Source organism: Nocardioides abyssi (assembly GCF_030412915.1).
Classification (GTDB): domain Bacteria; phylum Actinomycetota; class Actinomycetes; order Propionibacteriales; family Nocardioidaceae; genus Nocardioides; species Nocardioides abyssi.
Window position 1 is genome coordinate 327,192 of record NZ_JAUHJR010000003.1, and the last position, 19,115, is coordinate 346,306.

18 protein-coding genes and 1 pseudogene are annotated in these 19,115 nt (G+C 75.1%); 13 read left to right on the plus strand and 6 right to left on the minus strand.

The window, feature by feature from the left end; translation table 11 throughout:
- Positions 1–12 precede the first annotated feature (12 nt).
- Entirely contained in the window at positions 13–1,656 is a 1,644-nt protein-coding gene (locus QWY29_RS10505) for an ABC-F family ATP-binding cassette domain-containing protein (protein WP_300960695.1), read from the minus strand.
- 183 nt (positions 1,657–1,839) lie between these two features.
- On the opposite strand from QWY29_RS10505, the gene QWY29_RS10510 reads away from it, so the two are divergent.
- From QWY29_RS10510 to QWY29_RS10530, 6 genes and pseudogenes are all read left to right on the plus strand, one after another.
- The gene (locus QWY29_RS10510; protein ID WP_300960696.1) at positions 1,840–2,850 is read left to right on the plus strand and encodes a GNAT family N-acetyltransferase; all 1,011 of its coding nucleotides are present in this window, start codon (positions 1,840–1,842) and stop codon (positions 2,848–2,850) included.
- Between the two features lie 183 nt (positions 2,851–3,033).
- Positions 3,034–4,392, plus strand: a complete 1,359-nt coding sequence (locus tag QWY29_RS10515) for an HNH endonuclease (RefSeq protein WP_300960697.1) — start codon at positions 3,034–3,036, stop codon at positions 4,390–4,392.
- A 49-nt stretch (positions 4,393–4,441) separates the two neighbouring features.
- Complete coding sequence (locus QWY29_RS10520; RefSeq protein WP_300960698.1) at positions 4,442–5,416, plus strand: hypothetical protein; 975 nt, start codon at positions 4,442–4,444, stop codon at positions 5,414–5,416.
- A 359-nt stretch (positions 5,417–5,775) separates the two neighbouring features.
- A pseudogene (locus QWY29_RS10525) lies at positions 5,776–7,197 on the plus strand (CocE/NonD family hydrolase); the annotation flags it as partial.
- A gap of 83 nt (positions 7,198–7,280) precedes the next feature.
- Positions 7,281–7,469, plus strand: a complete 189-nt coding sequence (locus QWY29_RS21060) for a CocE/NonD family hydrolase C-terminal non-catalytic domain-containing protein (RefSeq protein WP_369292655.1) — start codon at positions 7,281–7,283, stop codon at positions 7,467–7,469.
- Complete coding sequence (locus tag QWY29_RS10530) at positions 7,466–8,893, plus strand: LVIVD repeat-containing protein (RefSeq protein WP_300960701.1); 1,428 nt, start codon at positions 7,466–7,468, stop codon at positions 8,891–8,893. The genes QWY29_RS21060 and QWY29_RS10530 overlap by 4 nt, the downstream gene beginning before the upstream one ends.
- Before the next feature lie 18 nt (positions 8,894–8,911).
- Here the strand turns inward: QWY29_RS10530 and QWY29_RS10535 are convergent, their stop codons facing one another.
- Complete coding sequence (locus QWY29_RS10535; protein ID WP_300960702.1) at positions 8,912–9,610, minus strand: SprT-like domain-containing protein; 699 nt, start codon at positions 9,608–9,610, stop codon at positions 8,912–8,914.
- Positions 9,611–9,678: 68 nt separating this feature from the next.
- Here QWY29_RS10535 and cobT point away from each other — a divergent pair, with 68 nt between their 5' ends.
- Together cobT and cobS are read left to right on the plus strand one after the other, a co-directional pair.
- Positions 9,679–10,701, plus strand: coding sequence for a nicotinate-nucleotide--dimethylbenzimidazole phosphoribosyltransferase (gene cobT / locus QWY29_RS10540; protein ID WP_300960785.1), 1,023 nt, complete (start codon positions 9,679–9,681; stop codon positions 10,699–10,701).
- A gap of 1 nt (position 10,702) precedes the next feature.
- On the plus strand, positions 10,703–11,452 hold the full coding sequence (gene cobS / locus QWY29_RS10545) for an adenosylcobinamide-GDP ribazoletransferase (protein WP_300960703.1): 750 nt from the start codon (positions 10,703–10,705) through the stop codon (positions 11,450–11,452).
- Positions 11,453–11,462: 10 nt separating this feature from the next.
- Here the strand turns inward: cobS and cobU are convergent, their stop codons facing one another.
- The gene (cobU, locus tag QWY29_RS10550; RefSeq protein ID WP_300960705.1) at positions 11,463–12,026 is read right to left on the minus strand and encodes a bifunctional adenosylcobinamide kinase/adenosylcobinamide-phosphate guanylyltransferase; all 564 of its coding nucleotides are present in this window, start codon (positions 12,024–12,026) and stop codon (positions 11,463–11,465) included.
- 78 nt (positions 12,027–12,104) lie between these two features.
- Here cobU and QWY29_RS10555 point away from each other — a divergent pair, with 78 nt between their 5' ends.
- The 4 genes from QWY29_RS10555 to QWY29_RS10570 are packed head-to-tail and all read left to right on the plus strand — an operon-like array spanning position 12,105 to position 16,065.
- Positions 12,105–13,271: an acyl-CoA dehydrogenase family protein gene (locus QWY29_RS10555; protein WP_300960706.1), complete on the plus strand. Its 1,167-nt coding sequence runs from the start codon at positions 12,105–12,107 to the stop codon at positions 13,269–13,271.
- Positions 13,268–14,347 (plus strand): enoyl-CoA hydratase/isomerase family protein, encoded by a 1,080-nt coding sequence (locus tag QWY29_RS10560; protein WP_300960707.1) that lies wholly within the window; start codon positions 13,268–13,270, stop codon positions 14,345–14,347. Before QWY29_RS10555 ends, QWY29_RS10560 begins: the two co-directional genes overlap by 4 nt.
- Entirely contained in the window at positions 14,344–15,246 is a 903-nt protein-coding gene (gene mmsB / locus QWY29_RS10565; protein WP_300960708.1) for a 3-hydroxyisobutyrate dehydrogenase, read from the plus strand. Before QWY29_RS10560 ends, mmsB begins: the two co-directional genes overlap by 4 nt.
- A gap of 42 nt (positions 15,247–15,288) precedes the next feature.
- Entirely contained in the window at positions 15,289–16,065 is a 777-nt protein-coding gene (locus QWY29_RS10570; protein ID WP_300960709.1) for an enoyl-CoA hydratase, read from the plus strand.
- A 56-nt stretch (positions 16,066–16,121) separates the two neighbouring features.
- Here QWY29_RS10570 and QWY29_RS10575 read toward each other — a convergent pair whose 3' ends face one another.
- Both QWY29_RS10575 and QWY29_RS10580 read right to left on the minus strand, forming a co-directional pair.
- The gene (locus QWY29_RS10575) at positions 16,122–16,634 is read right to left on the minus strand and encodes a MarR family winged helix-turn-helix transcriptional regulator (RefSeq protein ID WP_300960710.1); all 513 of its coding nucleotides are present in this window, start codon (positions 16,632–16,634) and stop codon (positions 16,122–16,124) included.
- Positions 16,635–16,644: 10 nt separating this feature from the next.
- Positions 16,645–17,421: an SDR family oxidoreductase gene (locus QWY29_RS10580; RefSeq protein ID WP_300960711.1), complete on the minus strand. Its 777-nt coding sequence runs from the start codon at positions 17,419–17,421 to the stop codon at positions 16,645–16,647.
- 169 nt (positions 17,422–17,590) lie between these two features.
- Here QWY29_RS10580 and QWY29_RS10585 point away from each other — a divergent pair, with 169 nt between their 5' ends.
- A complete protein-coding gene (locus QWY29_RS10585; protein WP_300960712.1) occupies positions 17,591–18,400 on the plus strand; it encodes a sigma-70 family RNA polymerase sigma factor in 810 nt (269 codons plus the stop codon).
- Positions 18,401–18,489: 89 nt separating this feature from the next.
- Here the strand turns inward: QWY29_RS10585 and QWY29_RS10590 are convergent, their stop codons facing one another.
- Positions 18,490–18,792, minus strand: coding sequence for an STAS domain-containing protein (locus QWY29_RS10590; protein ID WP_300960713.1), 303 nt, complete (start codon positions 18,790–18,792; stop codon positions 18,490–18,492).
- Positions 18,793–19,115: the final 323 nt, after the last annotated feature.

A 19,115-nucleotide genomic window follows, 5' to 3' on the forward strand; every position in this document is an offset into this window, starting at 1 on the left:
CCAGGCTTCCCGTCAGGCCTTCCGGACGAGCACCTGCCCGGCGGCGACCTCCCAGCGCTGGTCGAGCCGGACGTTCGCCAGCAGGCGGCGGTCGTGGGAGACGAGCATCAGAGCGCCGTCGTACGACTCCAGCGCCTGCTCGAGCTGCTCGATCGCCGGCAGGTCCAGGTGGTTGGTCGGCTCGTCGAGCACGAGCAGGTTGACCCCGCGCGCCTGGAGCAGCGCCATCGCGGCGCGGGTGCGCTCGCCCGGCGAGAGGCGACCGACGAGGCTGGCGACCTGGTCGGCCTTGAGCCCGAACTTCGCCAGCAGCGTGCGCACCTCGGCCTGGGTCAGCTCCGGCACGACCGCCTCGAACGCCGCGCCCAGCGGCCGGTCGTCGTCGAGCCCGGTGCGTGCCTGGTCGATCACGCCCACCGCGACCGAGGCGCCGAGGGAGGCCGAGCCGCTGTCGGGGGTGGTGCGCCCGAGCAGCAGGTCGAGGAGGGTGGTCTTGCCCGCGCCGTTCGGGCCGGTGATGCCGATCCGCTCGCCCGCGTCGACCTGCAGCGAGACCGGGCCGAGGCGGAAGTCCCCGAGCTCCCGGGTCGCCTCGTTGAGCACCGCGACCACCGCGCTGGACCGCGGCGCGGCGGCGATGTCGAACTGGAGCACCCACTCCTTGCGCGGCTCCTCGACCTCCTCCAGCCGCGCGATCCGCGACTCCATCTGGCGCACCTTCTGCGCCTGCTTCTCCGAGGACTCCGTGGCCGCCTTGCGGCGGATCTTGTCGTTGTCGGGGCTCTTGCGCATCGCGTTGCGGACGCCCTGGGAGCTCCACTCCCTCTGTGTGCGCGCGCGGCCGACCAGGTCGGCCTTCGTGTCGGCGTACTGCTCGTAGGCCTCGCGGGCGTGGCGGCGCTGCACCGCCCGCTCCTCGAGGAACGCGTCGTAGCCGCCGTCGTAGACGCTCACCTGGTGCTGGGCCAGGTCGAGCTCGACGATCCGCGTGACGCATCGGGCCAGGAACTCCCGGTCGTGGGAGACCAGCACGACCCCGGCCCGCAGCCCCTGCACGAAGGACTCCAACCGAGCCAGCCCGTCGAGGTCGAGGTCGTTGGTCGGCTCGTCGAGCAGCACGACGTCGAACCGGCTGAGCAGCAGCGCGGCCAGCGCCACCCGGGCCGCCTGCCCGCCGGAGAGCGAGGTCATCAGCGCGGCCGGCCCCACCTCGGGCGCGAGGTCGGCGAGGACCGGGCCGAGCCGGTCGTCGAGGTCGGCGGCGCCGCTGGCCATCCAGTGGTCGAACGCCACGGCGTACGCGTCGTCCGCGCCCGGCTCCCCCGAGCCGAGCGCCGCGGCGGTCGCCTCCATGGCCCCGGTCGCGGCCGCGGCGCCGGTGCGGCGGGCGACGTACGCCGCCACCGTCTCCCCCGGCACCCGCTCGTGCTCCTGGGGCAGCCACCCGACGAACGCGTCGCGCGGCGCCGTGCTCACCGTCCCGCCCATCGGGGTGTCCGCGCCGGCGAGCAGCCGCAGCAGCGTCGACTTGCCGGCGCCGTTGGCCCCCACCACGCCGACCACGTCTCCGGGCGCGACGGTCAGGTCGAGCCCCTCGAAGAGGACGCGGTGGCCGTGACCGCCGGAGAGGTCCTTGGCGACGAGGGTGGCGCTCACCGGAGGAGCGTAGGCCGTGGCCCGCGCGACCCGTGACCGGCCAGGAGCCGGCCCCCGCCTCGTTCGCCGCCGCCGACCTGCGCGGCGCCGCGGTCCAGCCGGACTAGTCGAGGCGCACCTCACGCCACCCTGTCTCGTTGTCCTGCCGTCAGGAACCGCCGCCCGCGGCCATCATGGACGGACATGGACGACCCAGCACGCACCGAGCACCCGCGGCCCGAGCCGCGGGTCGAGCGCGCGCGCCCGGCCGACCGCGGTCTGGTCGCGCGGCTCGTGGAGGCGGTCGTCGCCGCCGACCCGTCCGTCGCGCCCGAGGTCGCCTCCGGGGCGCTGCGTGCTGCCCAGTGGCTGCAGCGCACGCCCGCCGACTGGCAGGGGGTCGCGGTCGTCGAGGACGGCGGCGTGCGGTCGGTCGTCGGGTACGTCGCCGCCGACTCTGGCCCCGGTTCCGCCGCCGGCGTCCGGGCCCACCGCGTCCTCGTCCACCCGGCGTACCGCGACTCCGGTCTCGGCCCCGCGCTCGTGGCCGCCGCCCGCGCCGCGCTCGCCGACGAGCCCGCCCCCGCTCCAACCGTCGTCGAGCCCGACCCCGCACCCGAGCTGGTGCGCGTCGAGACGCCGCCCGTCACCTGGCGCCAGCGGCTGACCGAACCGGCCGGAGCCCTCGCCATCGTCGCCGCCGGCGCCGTCGCCGTGCTCGCCGTCCAGGTCGGCGGCGGGCCCCTGGGCGACGTCGTGCCGTTCCTCGACCGTGACGCCGACCGGCCCGCCTCGGCCGAGCGCGGCGGCGTCGACGAGGCTGATGTCGATGGCCGCTCCGCGGACCCGTCGTCCCCGCCCGCGTCGTCCGTCCCCGTCCCCGGCGTCGTCCTCACCCCCGTCGCTGCGCCGTCCCCTCCCGCCCCGTCGGGGGACCCCCAGCCCGGGCCGGGCCCCGGTCAGCCCACGACCCCGCCGGCTCCCCCGGCGACACCCGCCCCCACACCTCCCGGCACCCCCGGCCCGGGCCCCGGTCCCACCTCCGGCCTGCTCGACCCCGTCGTCGAGGAGGTCGTCGAGGTCCTCGACGGAGCCACCGGCAGCGCCGTCGCGCCCGTCACCGGCGCCGTCCGCGACCTCCTCGACGCCACCACCGACGTCCTCGACGGCGTCCTCGGGGTCCTCATCCCGCCCCGCGCCGGCTCCACCGGCTGACGCACCCCGCCACCCGTCCCTTGCGGCTGGTTGAGGAAGGCGCGCAGCGCCCCCCGGCTGGTCGAGGAAGGCGCGCAGCGCCCCCCGGCTGGTTGAGGAAGGCGCGCAGCGCCTGTCTCGAAACCCGCAGAGCTTGTGAACGAGCCCTTCCCACCGTCGGCCGGCTGGGGTAGAATCGAACACATGTTCGAGCCCACCAGGACCTCCCCACCGGGAGTCCTGCACGCCTCGACCATCACCCGAGCTCACCGCCGGCTCACCGCCGCCCTCGACGCCGCCGCCGACGCCGCGTCCGGGCTCGACGACGCCGAACGGATCGACACGATCACCGCGCTGGAGGACCTCGTCCGGGTCGCGACCGCCGCCCAGGCAGCGCTCTCCCGGGAGCTCGACGCCTCCCAACGCGTCCAGCAGGCGGCGGCCGGGGTGCCCGCCGACCTCCGCGGCCGCGGGGTGGCCGCCCAGGTCGCCCTGGCGCGGAAGGAGTCCCACCACCGCGGCCAGCGCCACCTCGGTCTGGCGAAGGTCATCGCCACCGAGATGCCACACCTGTGGGCCGCCTGGCGACGAGGGACGGTGACCGAGCACGGCGCGACCCTCGCGGTCCGCGAGACCGCGTGCCTGGAGGTCGAGGACCGCCTCGAGGTCGACCGGCTCCTCGCCGCCACCCCCGACGCCCTTGACCGCCTGGAGCAGATGTCGGAGCGGCAGGTCGCGGCCCTCTGCCGCCGCCACGCGTCCCGCCTCGACGCCGCCGCGGTCGTCAAGCGGCAACGCCGGGCCCACCAGGAGCGGTGCGTGACCATCCGGCCGGCGCCGGACACGATGGTCCACCTCACCGCCGTCCTCCCCGTGGCCGACGGCGTCGCGGCCTACGCCGCGCTGACCCGCGCCGCCGCGGCTGCCCGTGCCGGGGGTGACGGCCGGTCGAAGGGGCAGGTCATGGCGGACACCCTCGTGGAGAGCGTCCTGGCGGACCACCAGGCCACCACCGGCACCCGCGTCGAGCTGGGTCTGGTGATGACCGACCGTTCCGTGCTCGGGGAGGCCGACGACCCCGCCCGCGTCGACGGCTACGGCCCGGTCCCGGCCGAGCTCGGCCGCGAGATCCTCGCCGGCGCCCTGGCGAGGGACGAGGAGGTGTGGCTACGGCGGCTCTACGCCAGCCCCACCACCGGCGAGCTGGTCGCCATGGACTCCCGAGGCCGCGTCTTCCCGACGGGACTGGCCCGGTTCATTCGGCTGCGCGACCAGGTCTGCCGCACCCCCTGGTGCGACGCACCCATCCGCCAGACCGACCACGCCCACCCCGCCGTCGACGGCGGCGAGACCAGCGGACACAACGGTCAGGGCCTCTGCGAGGCCTGCAACCACGCCAAGCAGGCCTCGGGCTGGGACGCCCGACCATCCGAGGACGGGTCCATCGAGACGACGACCCCGACGGGTCACCGGCACCGCACTCGACCACCACCGACGACGATCACCGTCCACGAGACCCACGCGCCACCGATCTGCATCGACTTCTACGTCGGCGCCGCCTGACAGGCTGACTCGTGCGAACCAAACGGCGCCCGCGTGCATCCGACCGGGCATGCGCACCTGGAGAGACCTGCCCCGGGCCACGGCCGTCGTCGCGACGATCGGCGTCGTCGCGGCCCTCCTGCCCACCGCGTCGGCGTACCCCGGCTCCCCGCCGGCCGAGAAGCCACGGGTCACCCGTGCGGTCAGCCTGGTCGGCACCGACCTGCACCTGCAGGGTGGGAAGGTCGTCCCGCTCCCCACGAAAGCCGGCAGCCACCCCGTCCTCCTCGGCACGAGCCGCCGCGGCTGGGTCGTGGCGTCGGGCAGCACCTTCCGGCTCGTCCGGCCCGGCGGCGCGGTGCAGCGGATCACCGGCCGCAACGGCACCGACCTCTTCGTGACCGAGGCGCTCTCCGACGACGGCGAGCGGGTGGTGACGGCGAGCCTCGACCAGGGCGACACGTTCAACATCCGGGTCGCCGACCTCGACGGGAAGGTCGCCGTCCGGACGTTCTTCGAGGAGCTCTACGTCGACGTGATGGACGCCGACGACGGCCGGGTGTACGTCGGCGGGCGCGACGGGCTGTGGGTCGTCGACGAGCGCACCGACGGGCGCACCCGCGTCCTGCGCCGGCCGACCGCCCTGGTCGCCCTCGAGCACGACACGGTCTTCGTCGGCACCCGCAAGCGCCCGGGCCGGGTCGGACCCACGAGCCTCGGCGAGCCCGGCACGCCGCGCTGGCGCGCCCGCTCGGTGCCGGTCGCGGTCTCCCCCGACGGCGCCCACGTCGTGGGCGACGACGGCACGGTGCGGGCGATGGCCGACGGCCGGGTCGTACGCCGCGTGCCGACCCCGGGCCGCGGGCGGGAGTTCCACTCCCTCGGCTGGGCCTCGGCGCGCCGGGTGCTCGTGGAGACCCGGTCCGGCGGGCGCACCACCCTGCGGTCCTGCCCGCTCCCCCGCGGCACGTGCCGGGTGGTCGGCTCGACGAAGCGGCTCGTGTCGGTGCCGACGAGCCACGGCGGGCCGTACCGGATGCCCTGACCGTCCGGCCCGGCCGGACGCTCGGGCGGGCGCTCGGACCGGCGCTCGGACCGGCGCTCGACGGGCGGACCGGGTAACCGCGCCGCTGGTCGTCCGTTGAGCCGGTGACCGTCGTCACCGACTCCGAGGACCCCCACGTGAGCCACCCGGCCCTCCTCCGCACCCGCCTGGCCGCCGGCCTCCTGGCGACGACCGCCCTGGTCGTCCCCGCCGGCCCCGCGACCGCCACCAGCCCGAGCACCACCAGCAAGCCCTCCAGCCCGCCGGCGACGGCCCGCGCGGTGCCGGTGCCGGACGGCTGGAAGGCCCGCCCGGCGACGTACCCCGGCACGGTGAAGCGGACCGACCTCGCGATCCCGATGTCGGACGGCACGGTGCTCCGTGGCGACCTCGAGCTGCCGGCGGGCAAGGACGGCACGGCCGCGCGGGGCCGGTTCCCGGTGCTGGTGACGATCTCGGCCTACAACAAGAGCGTCGTGGGCTCGCTCGGCGAGGACGAGCCCGGCTACCTGGTGCGCCGCGGCTACGCCTCGCTCAACGTCGACGCCCGCGGCACGGGCAGCTCCGAGGGCACGTGGGACGCGTTCGGCGAGCGGGAGCAGCTCGACGGCAAGGAGGTCGTCGAGTGGGCGGCCGCCCGGGCGCGGCCGTGGAGCAACGGACGGATCGGCATGCGCGGCCCGTCGTACATGGGCATCAACCAGCTCTTCACCGCCGCCCTGCACCCCAGGGGCCTGCGCGCGATCTTCCCGCAGGTGCCGGCGGGCGACGTCTACCGCGACGTCGTCGCCTCCGGCGGCCAGGTCGACGTCGGCTTCATCCCCCTGTGGATGGGCCTGGTCACCACCACCGGCGTCATCCCGCCGGCGGTCACCGCCACCGACCCCGCGTCGGGGCTCAAGGCGCTGCTCTCCCACGTCTTCGGCGCCGCGACGTTCACCGCGCCGCTGCTCCTCGACGCCGTCCTGGGCGGCGACGCCGCGCACGACGGCCCCTTCTACCGGACCCGCTCGCCGCTGGAGGTCATCGACGAGGTCGACGTGCCGACGTTCCTGCTCGGCGGGCAGCAGGACCTCTTCCAGCGCGGCACCCCGCTGCTCTTCGAGGCGCTCCAGGAGCGCGGCGTCCCGACCCGGCTCGTCGTCGGGCCCTGGAACCACCTCGAGGGCTCGATGGGCACCGACCTCGACCAGGTCGGGCACGGCACGCTGTCCCAGCTCCAGCTGCGCTGGTTCGACCGCTGGCTGCGGGGCGCGAAGGGCACCAGGCTGGGCCGGATCGCGCCGGTCAACGTCTACGAGAACGGCTCCGGCACCTGGCGCACCCAGCGGGAGTGGATCGACCGCGACGCCCGCGCCCGCAGCTACCGGCTGTCGGGCAGCGCGACGACCGCGGTCCGACCCGGCGTGCTCACGACCGGCGCGGCGAAGGACGGCACCGCGGTGGTCCCGCCGGTCCCGGTCTCCGGGCTCTGCAGCCGATCGGCGAGCCAATGGACGGCCGGCATCCCGGCGTCCGTCGCGGGCGGGCTGCCGTGCTTCCAGGACAACGCGCTCAACGACCGCAGCGGGATCGTCTACGAGACCGCGCCGCTGACGAAGCCGGTGCGCTTCTCCGGGCCGGTCAACGCACGCCTGTTCGCCTCGACGCCGACCGGCGGCGGGATGTTGTCGGTGTCGATCTCCGACGTCGCGCCGTCGGGCAAGGTGACCCGGCTCAGCGGCGGCTGGCAGCTGATCGCCCAGCGCGCGCTGGACAGGAAGCGCACCCGCTACCTCGACGGCGAGGTCCTCCAGCCCTACCACCCGTTCACCCGCGCCTCGCGTGCGCCGGCCCCGGCAAGGTCGTGCCCGTCGACGTCGAGGTGTTCCCGACCGCCGCGAAGATCCGCGCGGGCCACCGCCTCCGGATCGCCGTCCAGGCCTTCGACGTCCCGCACCTGCTGCCCAGCCTCCCGGACCTGCCCGGCACACTCGTGCCGATCACGCTGCACACGTCCGCGAAGCACCCCTCGCGCCTGACGATCCCCTTCCTCGCCCGGAGCCGGCGGTGAACCTCCGGCTGGTCGCGGCGGCCCTCACCGCCGTCCTCGCCGTCGGCGGCACGACCGCGCTCAACGGGGCCGGTGCCGAGGCCCCCGACGCCACCCGGACCGCGCTCGCCCCGCCGGAGTGCGGCCCGGGGTCGCGGCCCGAGACCGACATCGACGGCCGCGTGCCCGCCGCCGACTTCGCGTCCGGCCGGGCGGCACAGGGCTACACCTGCAACACCCGGCTGGTCAGCCACCTCGGCCGCACCGGCGGGCTGAAGGTCCAGCGCTTCGAGGACCGCTCCGGCCACGTCTGCGCCTACTACGACGTCGCCAAGTCCTTCCCGCTCGGCGTGCTCCAAGCCGGGCTCGCAGGCCTCGGCACCGCCGTCGTCGACATGACCGACGCGCGCCGGCCGCGCCGCACCACGACGCTGCTCACCCCGGCGATGGCCTCCCCGCACGAGTCCCTCCACCTCCACGAGAAGCGCGGTCTCCTCGTCGCGGTCATGGGCACGCTCGCCACCGCGCCCGGCATCCTCGACGTGTACGACGTCAAGCAGGACTGCCGCAAGCCGCGCCTGCTCTCCTCGACCCCGGCCGGGTTCCTCGGCCACGAGTCCGGCTTCTCCCCCGACGGCCGGACGTTCTGGGCCAGCGCCCTGGTCGGCCTGACCGTCACCGCGATCGACCTGACCGACCCGCGCGCCCCGCGCCCGCTCAGCACGATCAACGGCGTGCTGTCCCACGGCGTGCGCACCTCCCCGGACGGCCGGACCCTCTACGTCGCCGACCTCGGCCTGCCCAACAGCAAGCGGCTCACCGAGGGCGGGCTCCGCGTCTACGACGTCAGCGCCATCCAGGACCGCGAGCCGTTCCCGCGGGCCAGGCCGATCACCACCTACACCTGGCCCGACGTCGCCATCCCGCAGGTCCCCGAGCCGATGCGCGTCGACGGGCACGACTACCTGCTGATGGTCGACGAGTTCAGCGAGCTCGCGCTCGACCCGACCTTCAGCTACCGCCCGGAGAACAGCGCCGCCATCGCCCGCATCCTCAACGTCGACGACCCCGCGAAGCCGTTCCAGGTCTCCGCGCTGCGCCTCGAGGTGCAGCTGACCGAGAACCGCGCCGGCGAGCAGCAGGACGATCCCGGCGCCAAGAGCCCGATCGGCGGCTACTCCTCGCACTACTGCGCGATCCCGCGGTTCAAGAACCCGCGCCTGGCCGCGTGCTCCTACATCGGCTCCGGGCTGCGGGTCTTCGACATCTCCGACCCCTACCACCCCCGGCAGGTCGCCTACTTCAACAAGCCGGCCCCCACCGGCGGCTACGCGATGGCCAAGCCGGCCTTCGACCGCGACCGCGAGCAGGTGTGGTTCAGCGACTTCGACGCCGGCTTCTTCGCGGTCCGGCTGACCAACGGCGCGTGGCCGAAGGGCCTCTGAGGGCCGGCCGGTCCGGGACTACCCCTCGACCACCTCCACCAGGCCGAACGGCACGGTCAGCACCTGGTCGCGCACTCGGAGGTGGAAGCGGGTGCGCCCGCGCTTGAGCACCGTCCCGACCACGCCCTCGTAGCGGCCGCCGGCCACGATCCGCGCCCGCTGCCCCACCCGCGGCGCGGGGGCGGCCGACCCGTCCCGCACCGCCACCGGGTCGGGCCCGGCCAGGAGGCGGCGCAGCGCGGCGTCGTACGTCTCGCCCATCGGTACGACGGCACCCCGGTGCGTCCAGGTGATCAGGTGCTCCCGGCTGAACGTCCGCGAGCAGCGGGTGCACGAGCCGGGCCGGGTCGGCCGGCGGTGCCGGGTGACGCGGTGGCCGGCCGGGCAGGTGCCGACCCAGTCCCCCTCGATGCTCGGCGCCTCCGGGTCCGAGCACCGTCGCCCGGAGCACCCGATGCGCAGCGCCGTCGCGCGCCAGACCGCGTCGTGACCGTGGCGCGGGCCGACCAGCGCGTGGGCGACCTCGTGCAGCACGGTGTCGCGGACCTCGGCCTCGTCGTGCAGCGCGGTCAGCGGCGCGCTGAGCCCGATCTGGCGCTGGTGGGGGCGGCAGATCCCGGCGCGCCGCTTGGCGCGGTCGAAGACCACCGTCCACCCCTGCAGGCCGTGCTCGTCGAGCAGGCCCCGCGCCATCCGCGCCGCCTCGTCCAGGTCCACGGCCCGCACCCTAGGTCGGTCCACCGACAGTCCCGAGCCGACCCGCGGACTACGCTCCGCCCGTGCCGATGACTCCCCCGGACCCTGCCCTCGAGCGCGCCGCCCGCGAGCGCCTCGCCGGTCTCGCGACGCCGCCCGGCGCCCTCGGCCGGCTCGGCGACCTCGGCGCGCGGCTGTCCGCGATGCTCGGCTCGGTGCCGCCGCCGGCCCTCACCGACGTCCGCCTCGTCGTGCTCGCCGGCGACCACGGCGTCGCGGCCCACGGCGTCTCCGCCTACCCCCCGGCCGTCACCGCCGCGATGGTCCGCTCGCTCGTCGACGGCACCGCCGGCGTCTCCGCGCTGGCCCGCTCCCACGACGTCGCCGTCCGCGTGCTCGACATCGGGGTCGACGACGACCTCGACGGGGTGCCGGACAAGGTGCGCGCCCACAAGGTCCGCCGCGGCAGCGGGGCGATCCACCTCGAGGACGCGCTCTCGGGCGAGGACGTGCGCCGTGCGCTCGACGTCGGCCGCGCCGTCGCGGCCGAGGAGGTCGCCGCCGGGGCGCAGGTGCTGATCAGCGGTGACCTCGGCATCGGCAACACCACTCCCGCGGCCGCGCTGGTCGCCGCCGCCCTGGGCCTGCCCGCGGAGGAGGTCGTGGGTCGCGGCACGGGCGTCGACGACGCCGGGCTGGCCCGCAAGACCGCCGTCGTCGACCAGGCGCTGCGCCGCGCCGGCGACCGCACCGACGACCCGGTCGAGACGCTCGCTGCACTGTCCAGCGCCGACCTCGCCGCCACCACCGGTTTCGTCCTCGGTGCCGCCGAGGCCGGCGTGCCGGTCGTGCTCGACGGCCTGATGTCGGTCGCCTGCGCCCTCACCACGGTCCGGATCGAGCCGGGCGTGGCCGACTGGCTGGTCGCCGGCCACCGCTCGACCGAGCCCGCGCAGTCGCTGGCGCTGGAGAAGCTCGGTCTCGACCCGCTCCTCGACCTCGGCCTCCGCCTCGGCGAGGGCAGCGGCGCCGTCGCGGCGGTCCCGATGCTCCGGGGCGCGGTCGCGCTGCTGCGCGACGTCGCCCTGCTCAGCGACCTGCTGCCCGGCTGAGGTGGGACCGCTGCTGGACGCCTGGCGGCTCGCGGTCGGCACGCTCACCGCGGTCCCCGTCGCGCCGCCGCGCACGGTCGACGCCCGCACCGCCGGGCGGGCGATGCTGCTGGCACCGCTGGCCGCCGTCCCCCTCGGCGCCGTCGTCGCCGTCGTGGGCCTGGTCGGGCCAGAGCTCGGCCTGACGGCACTGGTGACCGCGGTGCTCGCCGTCGCTGCGCTCGTCGCCGGCAGCCGCGCCTTCCACCTCGACGGCCTCTCCGACACCGCCGACGGGCTGACCGCCTCCTACGACCGCCGCCGCTCCCTCGAGGTCATGAAGTCCGGCTCGGCCGGCCCCGCCGGCGTCGCCGCCGTCGTGCTCGTGCTCGGCACCCAGGTCGCCGCCCTCACGGCGCTGCTCCGCGAGGACCGCGGCTGGCTGGTCGCCGGCGTCCTCGTCTGCCTCTCCCGCTGCGCCCTGGCTCTCGCCTGCACCCGCGGCGTCCCCGGCGCCCGCCCCGACGGGCTCGGCGCGACGTACGTCGGCTCCGTCCGGCCCCTCGCCACCCTCGCCCTCTGGCTCGCCGCCGCCGCCGCGGCGTACGCCGCCACCGGCCCCTCCGGCGTCGTCGCGCTCGTCCTCGCGGCAGCCGTCGTGGTGCTCGTCCTGCACCGCGCGGTCCGGAGGTTCGGCGGCGTCACGGGTGACGTGTTCGGCGCCTCGGTCGAGCTCGGTCTCGCCACCCTGCTCGTCGTCGCCTCTGCCTGACCGCCCGCGCTCAGAGCGGGTCGGGGAGCACCACCACCCGCCCGGCGACGACGAGGTGCACCTCGTCGCAGGCCGCGCCGAGCCGCTGGTTGACCGTGCCGAGCAGGTCGCGGAAGAGCCGGCCCGAGCGGTGGGCGGGCACGACGCCCAGCCCGACCTCGTTGGTCACCAGCACCACGGGTCCGGGAGCAGCAGCCACGACGGCGACGACCGGCTCGAGCGCGGCCAGCACGTGCCGGTGCACCTCGTCGGCCGGCGCCTCCCAGAGGCCCGCCCCGTCGATGATCGCGGTCAGCCAGGTGCCGACGCAGTCCACGAGCACCGCGGCGCCACCGGCGTCCAGGAGCGCCGCGGCCAGGTCGGCGGTCTCGACGGTGGTCCACCCGGCCGGCCGGCGGTCCCGGTGCGCGGCCACCCGCGCCGCCCAGTCGGCGTCGTCGGCCGATGGGACGGGCCCCGGCGCGACGTAGACGACCTCCGCGGCGCCGGCCAGCAGCCGCTCGGCGTGCGTCGACTTCCCCGACCGCACGCCGCCGGTCACCAGCACCCTCGACGGACCGCTCGACGCCTCCACGGGCAGCAGCCTAGCCAGCCGATGATCGGACACCCGACCTCTTGCTAGGACGTCCTACCAAATGGCAGAGTGCCACCCATGAGCACCTCTGCGAGCAGCCCTGCGCTGGACCCCGAGGAGCGCCGCGCGATCGTCGAGGCGGTCCGCGACTTCACCGAGGCCCGGATCGCCCCGAAGGCCGTCGAGTGGGACCAGGCGCACCACTTCCCCGTGGACGTCCTGGCCGAGGCCGGCGGCCTCGGGCTCGGCGCGATCTACGCCAAGGAGGACGTCGGCGGCTCCGGACTCGGCCGCAGCGAGGCGGTGCTGATCTTCGAGGAGCTCTCCCGCGGCGACGTCGCCGTGGCGGCGTACATCTCCATCCACAACATGGCCGTCTGGATGATCGACACTTTCGGCAACGACGAGCAGCGCCGGCGCTGGGTGCCGCACCTGGCCGGGATGGACAACCTCGCGAGCTACTGCCTCACCGAGCCCGACGCGGGCTCCGACGCCGGCAACCTGCGCACCACCGCTCGTCGCGACGGCGACGACTGGGTGCTGAGCGGCACCAAGCAGTTCATCTCCGGTGCGGGCGCCTCGAGCGTCTACGTCGTCATGGCCCGCACCGGCGGCGCCGGCCCCAAGGGCATCAGTGCGTTCATCGTCCCCGCGGAGTCCGAGGGCCTCTCCTTCGGCGCCGAGGAGCAGAAGATGGGCTGGCACGCCCAGCCCACCCGCCAGGTCGTCATGGACGACGTCCGCGTCCCCGCCGAGAACCTCCTCGGCGAGGAGGGCCAGGGCTTCACGATCGCCATGCGCGGCCTCAACGGCGGCCGGCTCAACATCGCCGCGTGCTCGCTGGGCGGCGCCCAGTGGGCCGTGGACCGCGCGGCCGAGCACCTGCGCACGCGGCAGGCCTTCGGCGGCCCGCTCACCGACCAGCAGGGCCTGGTCTTCGCGCTCGCCGACGCCCACATCGAGCTCCAGGCGGCCCGCACGATGCTGCACGACGCCGCAGCCCGCCTGGACGCCGGCGACCCGGACGCCGCGGTCGTCGTGGCGGGCGCCAAGCGCTTCGTCACCGACGCCGGCTGGAAGGCCGCCAACACCGCCCTGCAGCTGCACGGCGGCTACGGCTACCTTGCCGAGTACGGCATCGAGAAGGTCGTCCGCGACCTCCGCGTGCACCAGATCCTCGAAGGGACCAACGAGATCATGCGAGTCATCGTGGGCCGCGCGCTCACCCAGGGCGGCGCGGCATGAGCGACCAGCAGCCGGACGCCCCGGAGCCCGAGGTCGTCGTCTCCACCACCGGCCACCTCGGCCGGCTGGAGCTCAACCGGCCCCGCGCGATCAACGCGCTGAACCACACGATGGTCGGCCTGCTCCAGGAGGCGCTCGACGCCTGGCGCGCCGACGACGCGGTCCGCACCGTGCTGCTCACCGGCCGCGGCGAGCGCGGCCTGTGCGCTGGCGGCGACATCGTGTCGATCTGGAAGGACGCCAAGGCCGGGACCCACGCGTCCGCGCGCTTCTGGTCCGACGAGTACGTCCTCAACCACGCGATCAACACCTACCCCAAGCCGTACGTCGCCGTGATGGACGGCATCGTCCTCGGCGGCGGCATCGGCGTCTCGGCGCACGCGAGCCACCGCGTCGTGACCGAGCGCTCCTCCCTCGGCATGCCCGAGACGGGCATCGGCTTCGTGCCGGACGTGGGCGGCACCTGGCTGCTCTCCCACGCCCCCGGCGAGCTCGGCACCCACCTCGGCCTGACCGCCGGCTCGGTCGGCCCCGGCGACGCGATCGCGCTCGGCCTGGCCGACCACTTCGTGCCCGCCGACCGCCTCGACGAGCTGGTCAGCCGCCTCGTCGACGAAGACCCCGACGCCGTGCTGGCCGACCTCGCGCAGCCCGCCCCCGAGGCACCGCTGCTCGCCCAGCGCGACTGGATCGACGAGTGCTACGCCGGCGACGACGCGGCCGCGATCCTCACCCGCCTGCGCGAGCACCGCTCCCCCGAGGCCCAGCAGGCCGCCGAGACCCTCGCCAAGCGCTCGCCGTTCGCGGTCACCACCACCCTGCGCGCGCTCCGCGAGGCCGCGGGCCTCGCCGACCTCGGCGCCGCCCTCGCGATGGAGCTGCGGCTGACCGTCCGCTTCCTCGACGTGCCCGACTTCGTCGAGGGCGTCCGCGCCCAGGTCATCGACAAGGACCGCAACCCCCAGTGGCAGCCGGCCTCGCTCGACGAGGTCGACCCCGCCGCCGTCGCCGCCCTCTTCGAGCCCCTGCCCTCGGGCGAGCTCGAGCTCCCCACCACCTCCGGAGGACCCGCATGAGCACCACGACCGTCGCCTTCATCGGCCTGGGCAACATGGGCGGCCCGATGGCCGCGAACCTCGTCGGGGCGGGCCACACCGTCACCGGCTTCGACGTCGGCCAGGAGGCCTGCGACAAGGCCCGCGAGGCCGGCATCGACGTCAAGGGCTCCGCCGCCGAGGCCGTCGCCGGCGCCGGCGCGGTCGTCACCATGCTGCCGAACGGCGCCCTGCTGCTCTCGGTGTACGACGAGGTGCTGGCCGCCGCCGCGCCCGGCACGCTCTTCGTCGACTGCTCGACCGTCGCGGTCTCCGACGCCCGCCAGGCGGCCGACCTGGCCGTCGCCGCGGGCCACCGCGCCGCGGACGCCCCGGTCTCCGGCGGCGTCGGCGGCGCCGAGGCCGGCTCGCTGACCTTCATGCTCGGCTGCGACGACGCGCTCGCCGAGGAGATCACCGCGCTGCTCGACCCGATGGCCGGCCGCGTCGTGCACTGCGGCGCCTCGGGTGCCGGCCAGGCCGCGAAGATCTGCAACAACATGGTGCTCGGCGCCTCGATGATCGCCATCTCCGAGGCGTTCGTGCTCGGCGAGAAGCTGGGCCTGACCCACCAGGCGTTCTTCGACGTCGCCTCGACCGCCTCGGGCCAGTGCTGGGCGCTGACCACCAACTGCCCGGTCCCCGGCCCGGTGCCGACCAGCCCGGCCAACCGCGACTGGAAGCCCGGCTTCGCCGGCGCGCTCATGGCCAAGGACCTCGGCCTGGCCCGCCGCGCCGTCGAGGAGTCCGGCACCGACGCCGCGGTCGGCTCGCTCGCCGAGGAGCTCTATCGTCGCTTCGCCGACGAGGGCGGCGCCGGCCTCGACTTCTCCGCCATCGTCAACACCATCCGGGAGCGCTCGGCCGCCACGGCCGAGTGACCCGACCCGCCACCACCCGCTGACCAGCAGCCGAGGAGCCCCATGTCGTCGTACGAGACCATCCAGGTGACCCGCGAGGGCCGCGTCGGGACCATCACCCTCGACCGGCCGAAGGCGCTCAACGCCCTCAACGCCCAGCTGATGACCGAGGTCGTCGCCGCCGCCGAGGAGCTCGATGCCGACCGCGGCATCGGCGCGATCGTCGTCACCGGCTCCGAGCGGGCCTTCGCGGCCGGCGCGGACATCAAGGAGATGGCCGCGCAGTCGTACGCCGACATGGCGCTCGGCGACTGGTTCGCCGCCTGGGACCGCTTCGCCTCCCTCCGCACGCCGGTCATCGCGGCGGTCTCCGGCCACGCGCTCGGCGGCGGCTGCGAGCTGGCGATGATGTGCGACATGGTCATCGCCGCGGAGTCCGCGCGCTTCGGCCAGCCCGAGATCAACCTCGGCGTCTTCCCCGGCATCGGTGGCACCCAGCGCCTGACCCGCGCGGTCGGCAAGGCCGTGGCGATGGACCTCATCCTCACCGGCCGCACGATGACCGCCCCGGAGGCGCTCGCCGTCGGGCTGGTCTCGCGCGTCGTGCCGACCGAGGAGCTGCAGACCCAGGTCGCGGAGGTCGCCGCGACGATCGCGGAGAAGTCGCTGCCGGTCCTCTACGCCACCAAGGAGGCCGTCAACCGCGCCTTCGAGACCACCCTCGCCGAGGGCGTGAAGTTCGAGCGTCGCACGTTCCACGCCACCTTCGCGCTCGAGGACCGCACCGAGGGCATGGGCGCCTTCGTGGAGAAGCGCACGGCCGAGTTCAAGCACCGCTGACGCTGCTCGGGCGCCGTTCGGACGTCATTCCGGCGCTGCCCGGGCGACCGCGCCGGTCAGGGGGTGAAGTCCCCCCGGCCGGCGCGGAAGCGTCCCAGCACCTCCACCAGCGAGGCCACGTCGTCGCGGGAGAGCCCGATCGCCTCGAACACCTCGGCGTTGAGCACCGCCGTCGCCTCCTCGACGAGCCGCCGGCCCGCCTCGGTCAGCACGAGCACCGCCGACCGGCCGTCGTCGGGGTTGGCGACGCGCTGCACGAGCCCGTCCTCGGCCAGCCGCGCGGCCAGGCTGGTCAACGACGTGGGGTGCACCTGCAGCCGCTGGCCGGCGCGACGCATCGTCATCCGCTGCTCGGAGGCGAACGACAGCAGCCGCAGCAGCTCGAACCGGGCGAAGGTCAAGCCGTAGGGCCGCAGCAGCCCGTCGATCTGGGTCAGCAGCAGCTGCTGGGCCCGCATGACCGAGGTGACCGCGGCCATCCCCGGGGCGGCGTCGTCCCACCCGTGGGCGACCCACTGGCGGCGTGCCTCCGCGATCGGGTCGCGACCGGGCGTGGGTGGGCTGCTCATCGCCGGGAGCCTAGAACAGGTCTGCCGACCGGGTGCTCACCTCGGCACCTCCGTCGACGTAGACGACCTGCCCGGTGACGTGGGTGTTGTCCTCGGAGACGAGGAAGGCCAGCACCTTCGCCACCGCCTCCGGCGGGGCGTAGCCGTTGAGCGGCATCGGCACCGCGGCGTCCATCAGCTCCCGCATGACCGGGTCCTCGAAGAGACCGGTGGTCATCTGGGTGAGCACGACGCCCGGCGCGACGACGTTGAGCGCGATGCCGGCGTCCGCCCAGCCCGGCGAGACCGAGGTGCGCCGTGCCCACTCGGCCACGGCGGCCTTGGTCGCGGGGTAGATCGAGTGCGGCCGTCCGCTGTCGGTCAGCTCGGCCGCGCGGGTCACCCCGGCCTCCTCGTCCCCGTCCAGGCACGCCTGCCGCACGCGGTCGTCGTTGCCCATCGTCCCGGAGATCGACCCGATGACCGCGACGCGCGGTGCGCTCGATGCCGCGAGGAGCGGCTGCAGCGCGGTGACGAGCCCGACGGTGCCGAAGTAGTTGATCCGCACCATCAGCGGGCTCGGCTCCGCGACGCCCGCGCAGGTGACGAGCGCGTCGACCCGGTCGCCGGCGAGCTCCCGCACCCCGGCGACCGCGGCGGCGCGGCCCTCGGGCGTGGACAGGTCGGCGACGACCTCGGCGTCGCGCAGGTCGACGCCGACGACGTCCTCGCCGCGCCCGCGGAGCTGGTCGGCGAGCGCGCGGCCGATGCCTGCGGCGCTGCCGGTGATGACGGTACGACGGGGCACGGCGCCTCCTGGTCCGGTGGTCGCGCCGGACGCTAGCAGCGCGGACGGACGGTCCGCGGCCGTTCGCGCGAGCCGCGGGCCGGACACCCGCGAAACTGGTTCACCTCACCCTTTGAGTCATTTCCGGAGGCCGTGGTTTCGCCCCGGGCACACCGGGTAGGGAGGGATCATGACGACGAGTGCTGTGCCCCTGGGACGCCGACCGAAGGACCTTCGTCGCAAGGCCGAGACCGCGCGTCTGTTCGCCGAGGCTGCTGCCACCGACAACGAGGTCGAGCGCGAGCGACTCCACGACGAGATCGTGGTCCTCAACATCGAGGTCGCCCGCACCCTCGCGTCCCGCTTCCGCAACCGCGGCGTCCCGCTCGAGGACCTCGAGCAGGTCGCCCTGCTGACCCTCGTGCGCATCGTGCCCAAGTTCGACGCCAGCAAGGACCGCGACTTCCTCGCGTACGCCGTGCCCTCGATCCGTGGCGACCTCAAGCGCTACTTCCGCGACTTCGGCTGGATGGTCCGTCCGCCGCGCCGCGTGCAGGAGATCCAGTCCGAGGTCGTGGCCGCACACCAGCGCGCCCGCGAGTCCGGGGAGCCCGCCTCGGCCGAGAAGATCGCCGAGCAGCTCGACCTGAAGCCCTCCGAGGTCCAGGCCGCGCTCATGGCCGACGGCTGCTTCCAGCCGCTGTCGCTCGACGTGCCGGTCTCCCCCGACCACGGCCGCGGCTCGCTCGGCGACACGCTGAGCGACGACGACCCGAGCGGCGAGCGCGCCGCCGAGGCCCGCGCGATGCTGACCCCGCTCATGCGTGAGCTCAGCGAGCGCGACCGCCGCATCCTCCACCTCCGCTTCGCCGAGGACTGCACCCAGCAGGAGATCGCCGACCAGCTCGGCGTGACCCAGATGCAGGTGTCGCGACTGCTCAGCCGCATCCTCGGCACGCTGCGCGAGGGCATCGGCGAGCTCGACCCCAGCGCGGTCTGACACCGGCCCAGAAGTAGCCCAGCCAGACGTACGACGGCCCGCCACCCCGTGAGGGTGGCGGGCCGTCGTGCGTGCGGGGCGCTTCGGCGCTAGGCCGACTCGAGCACCTGGTGGTCGAAGCGGCCGGCGGTCCCGGTCAGGCTCACGACGCGGGAGACGGCAGCGCTGAGGGCGGCGACGCTGAAGGTGCCGCCGGTGGCAGCGACCTCCTGCTGGCAGGCGAGCAGCGCCGACAAGCCGGTGCAGTCGATGAAGGTCACGCCCTCGAGGTCGAGGACGACAGAGCTGCAGCCGTCCGCCGAGTGGCGCGCGACCGCACCGCGGAGACCGGACGCCGAGAGGACGTCCAGCTCGCCGGTGACGACGACGCGCAGCTGGGGCGGATCAGCCACGGTGTTCAGTGAGAAGTACAAGAGACCGACAATCCGGGCCGAGAGGTCCTGGTCGAGTGGCACCGGAAGCTCCGGCACGCTCTCGACGCTACGCGCCATCCGTGGCCACGTCACCATCAACAAGGTGAACAGTCGGTGTGCCACCCCTCGGGGTGAGGCGGGTTTGGGACCCGCCCGCGGCGGGAATCGACCCCTCGGCAGCCCGCGTCCCGGGGGCGGGTTGCCCTCGGGCCCCGGCCGCGACCGGCCACGACGCTGGAATGCCAGGACGCGACCTCTGGGGGGCATCGGTCGCGACCTGGCCCCCGAAGCCTCGCACATCG

What these genes read in the sequence shown, in the direction of transcription:
- cobT (WP_300960785.1), top strand. Translation starts at nt 9,679, where the DNA reads ATGACTCCCCCGGACCCTGCCCTCGAGCGCGCCGCCCGCGAGCGCCTC.
- QWY29_RS10520 (WP_300960698.1), top strand. Translation starts at nt 4,442, where the DNA reads ATGCGCACCTGGAGAGACCTGCCCCGGGCCACGGCCGTCGTCGCGACG.
- mmsB (WP_300960708.1), top strand. Translation starts at nt 14,344, where the DNA reads ATGAGCACCACGACCGTCGCCTTCATCGGCCTGGGCAACATGGGCGGC.
- QWY29_RS10560 (WP_300960707.1), top strand. Translation starts at nt 13,268, where the DNA reads ATGAGCGACCAGCAGCCGGACGCCCCGGAGCCCGAGGTCGTCGTCTCC.
- QWY29_RS10585 (WP_300960712.1), top strand. Translation starts at nt 17,591, where the DNA reads ATGACGACGAGTGCTGTGCCCCTGGGACGCCGACCGAAGGACCTTCGT.
- QWY29_RS10515 (WP_300960697.1), top strand. Translation starts at nt 3,034, where the DNA reads ATGTTCGAGCCCACCAGGACCTCCCCACCGGGAGTCCTGCACGCCTCG.
- QWY29_RS10510 (WP_300960696.1), top strand. Translation starts at nt 1,840, where the DNA reads ATGGACGACCCAGCACGCACCGAGCACCCGCGGCCCGAGCCGCGGGTC.
- QWY29_RS10555 (WP_300960706.1), top strand. Translation starts at nt 12,105, where the DNA reads ATGAGCACCTCTGCGAGCAGCCCTGCGCTGGACCCCGAGGAGCGCCGC.
- QWY29_RS10575 (WP_300960710.1), bottom strand. Translation starts at nt 16,634, where the DNA reads ATGAGCAGCCCACCCACGCCCGGTCGCGACCCGATCGCGGAGGCACGC.
- QWY29_RS10570 (WP_300960709.1), top strand. Translation starts at nt 15,289, where the DNA reads ATGTCGTCGTACGAGACCATCCAGGTGACCCGCGAGGGCCGCGTCGGG.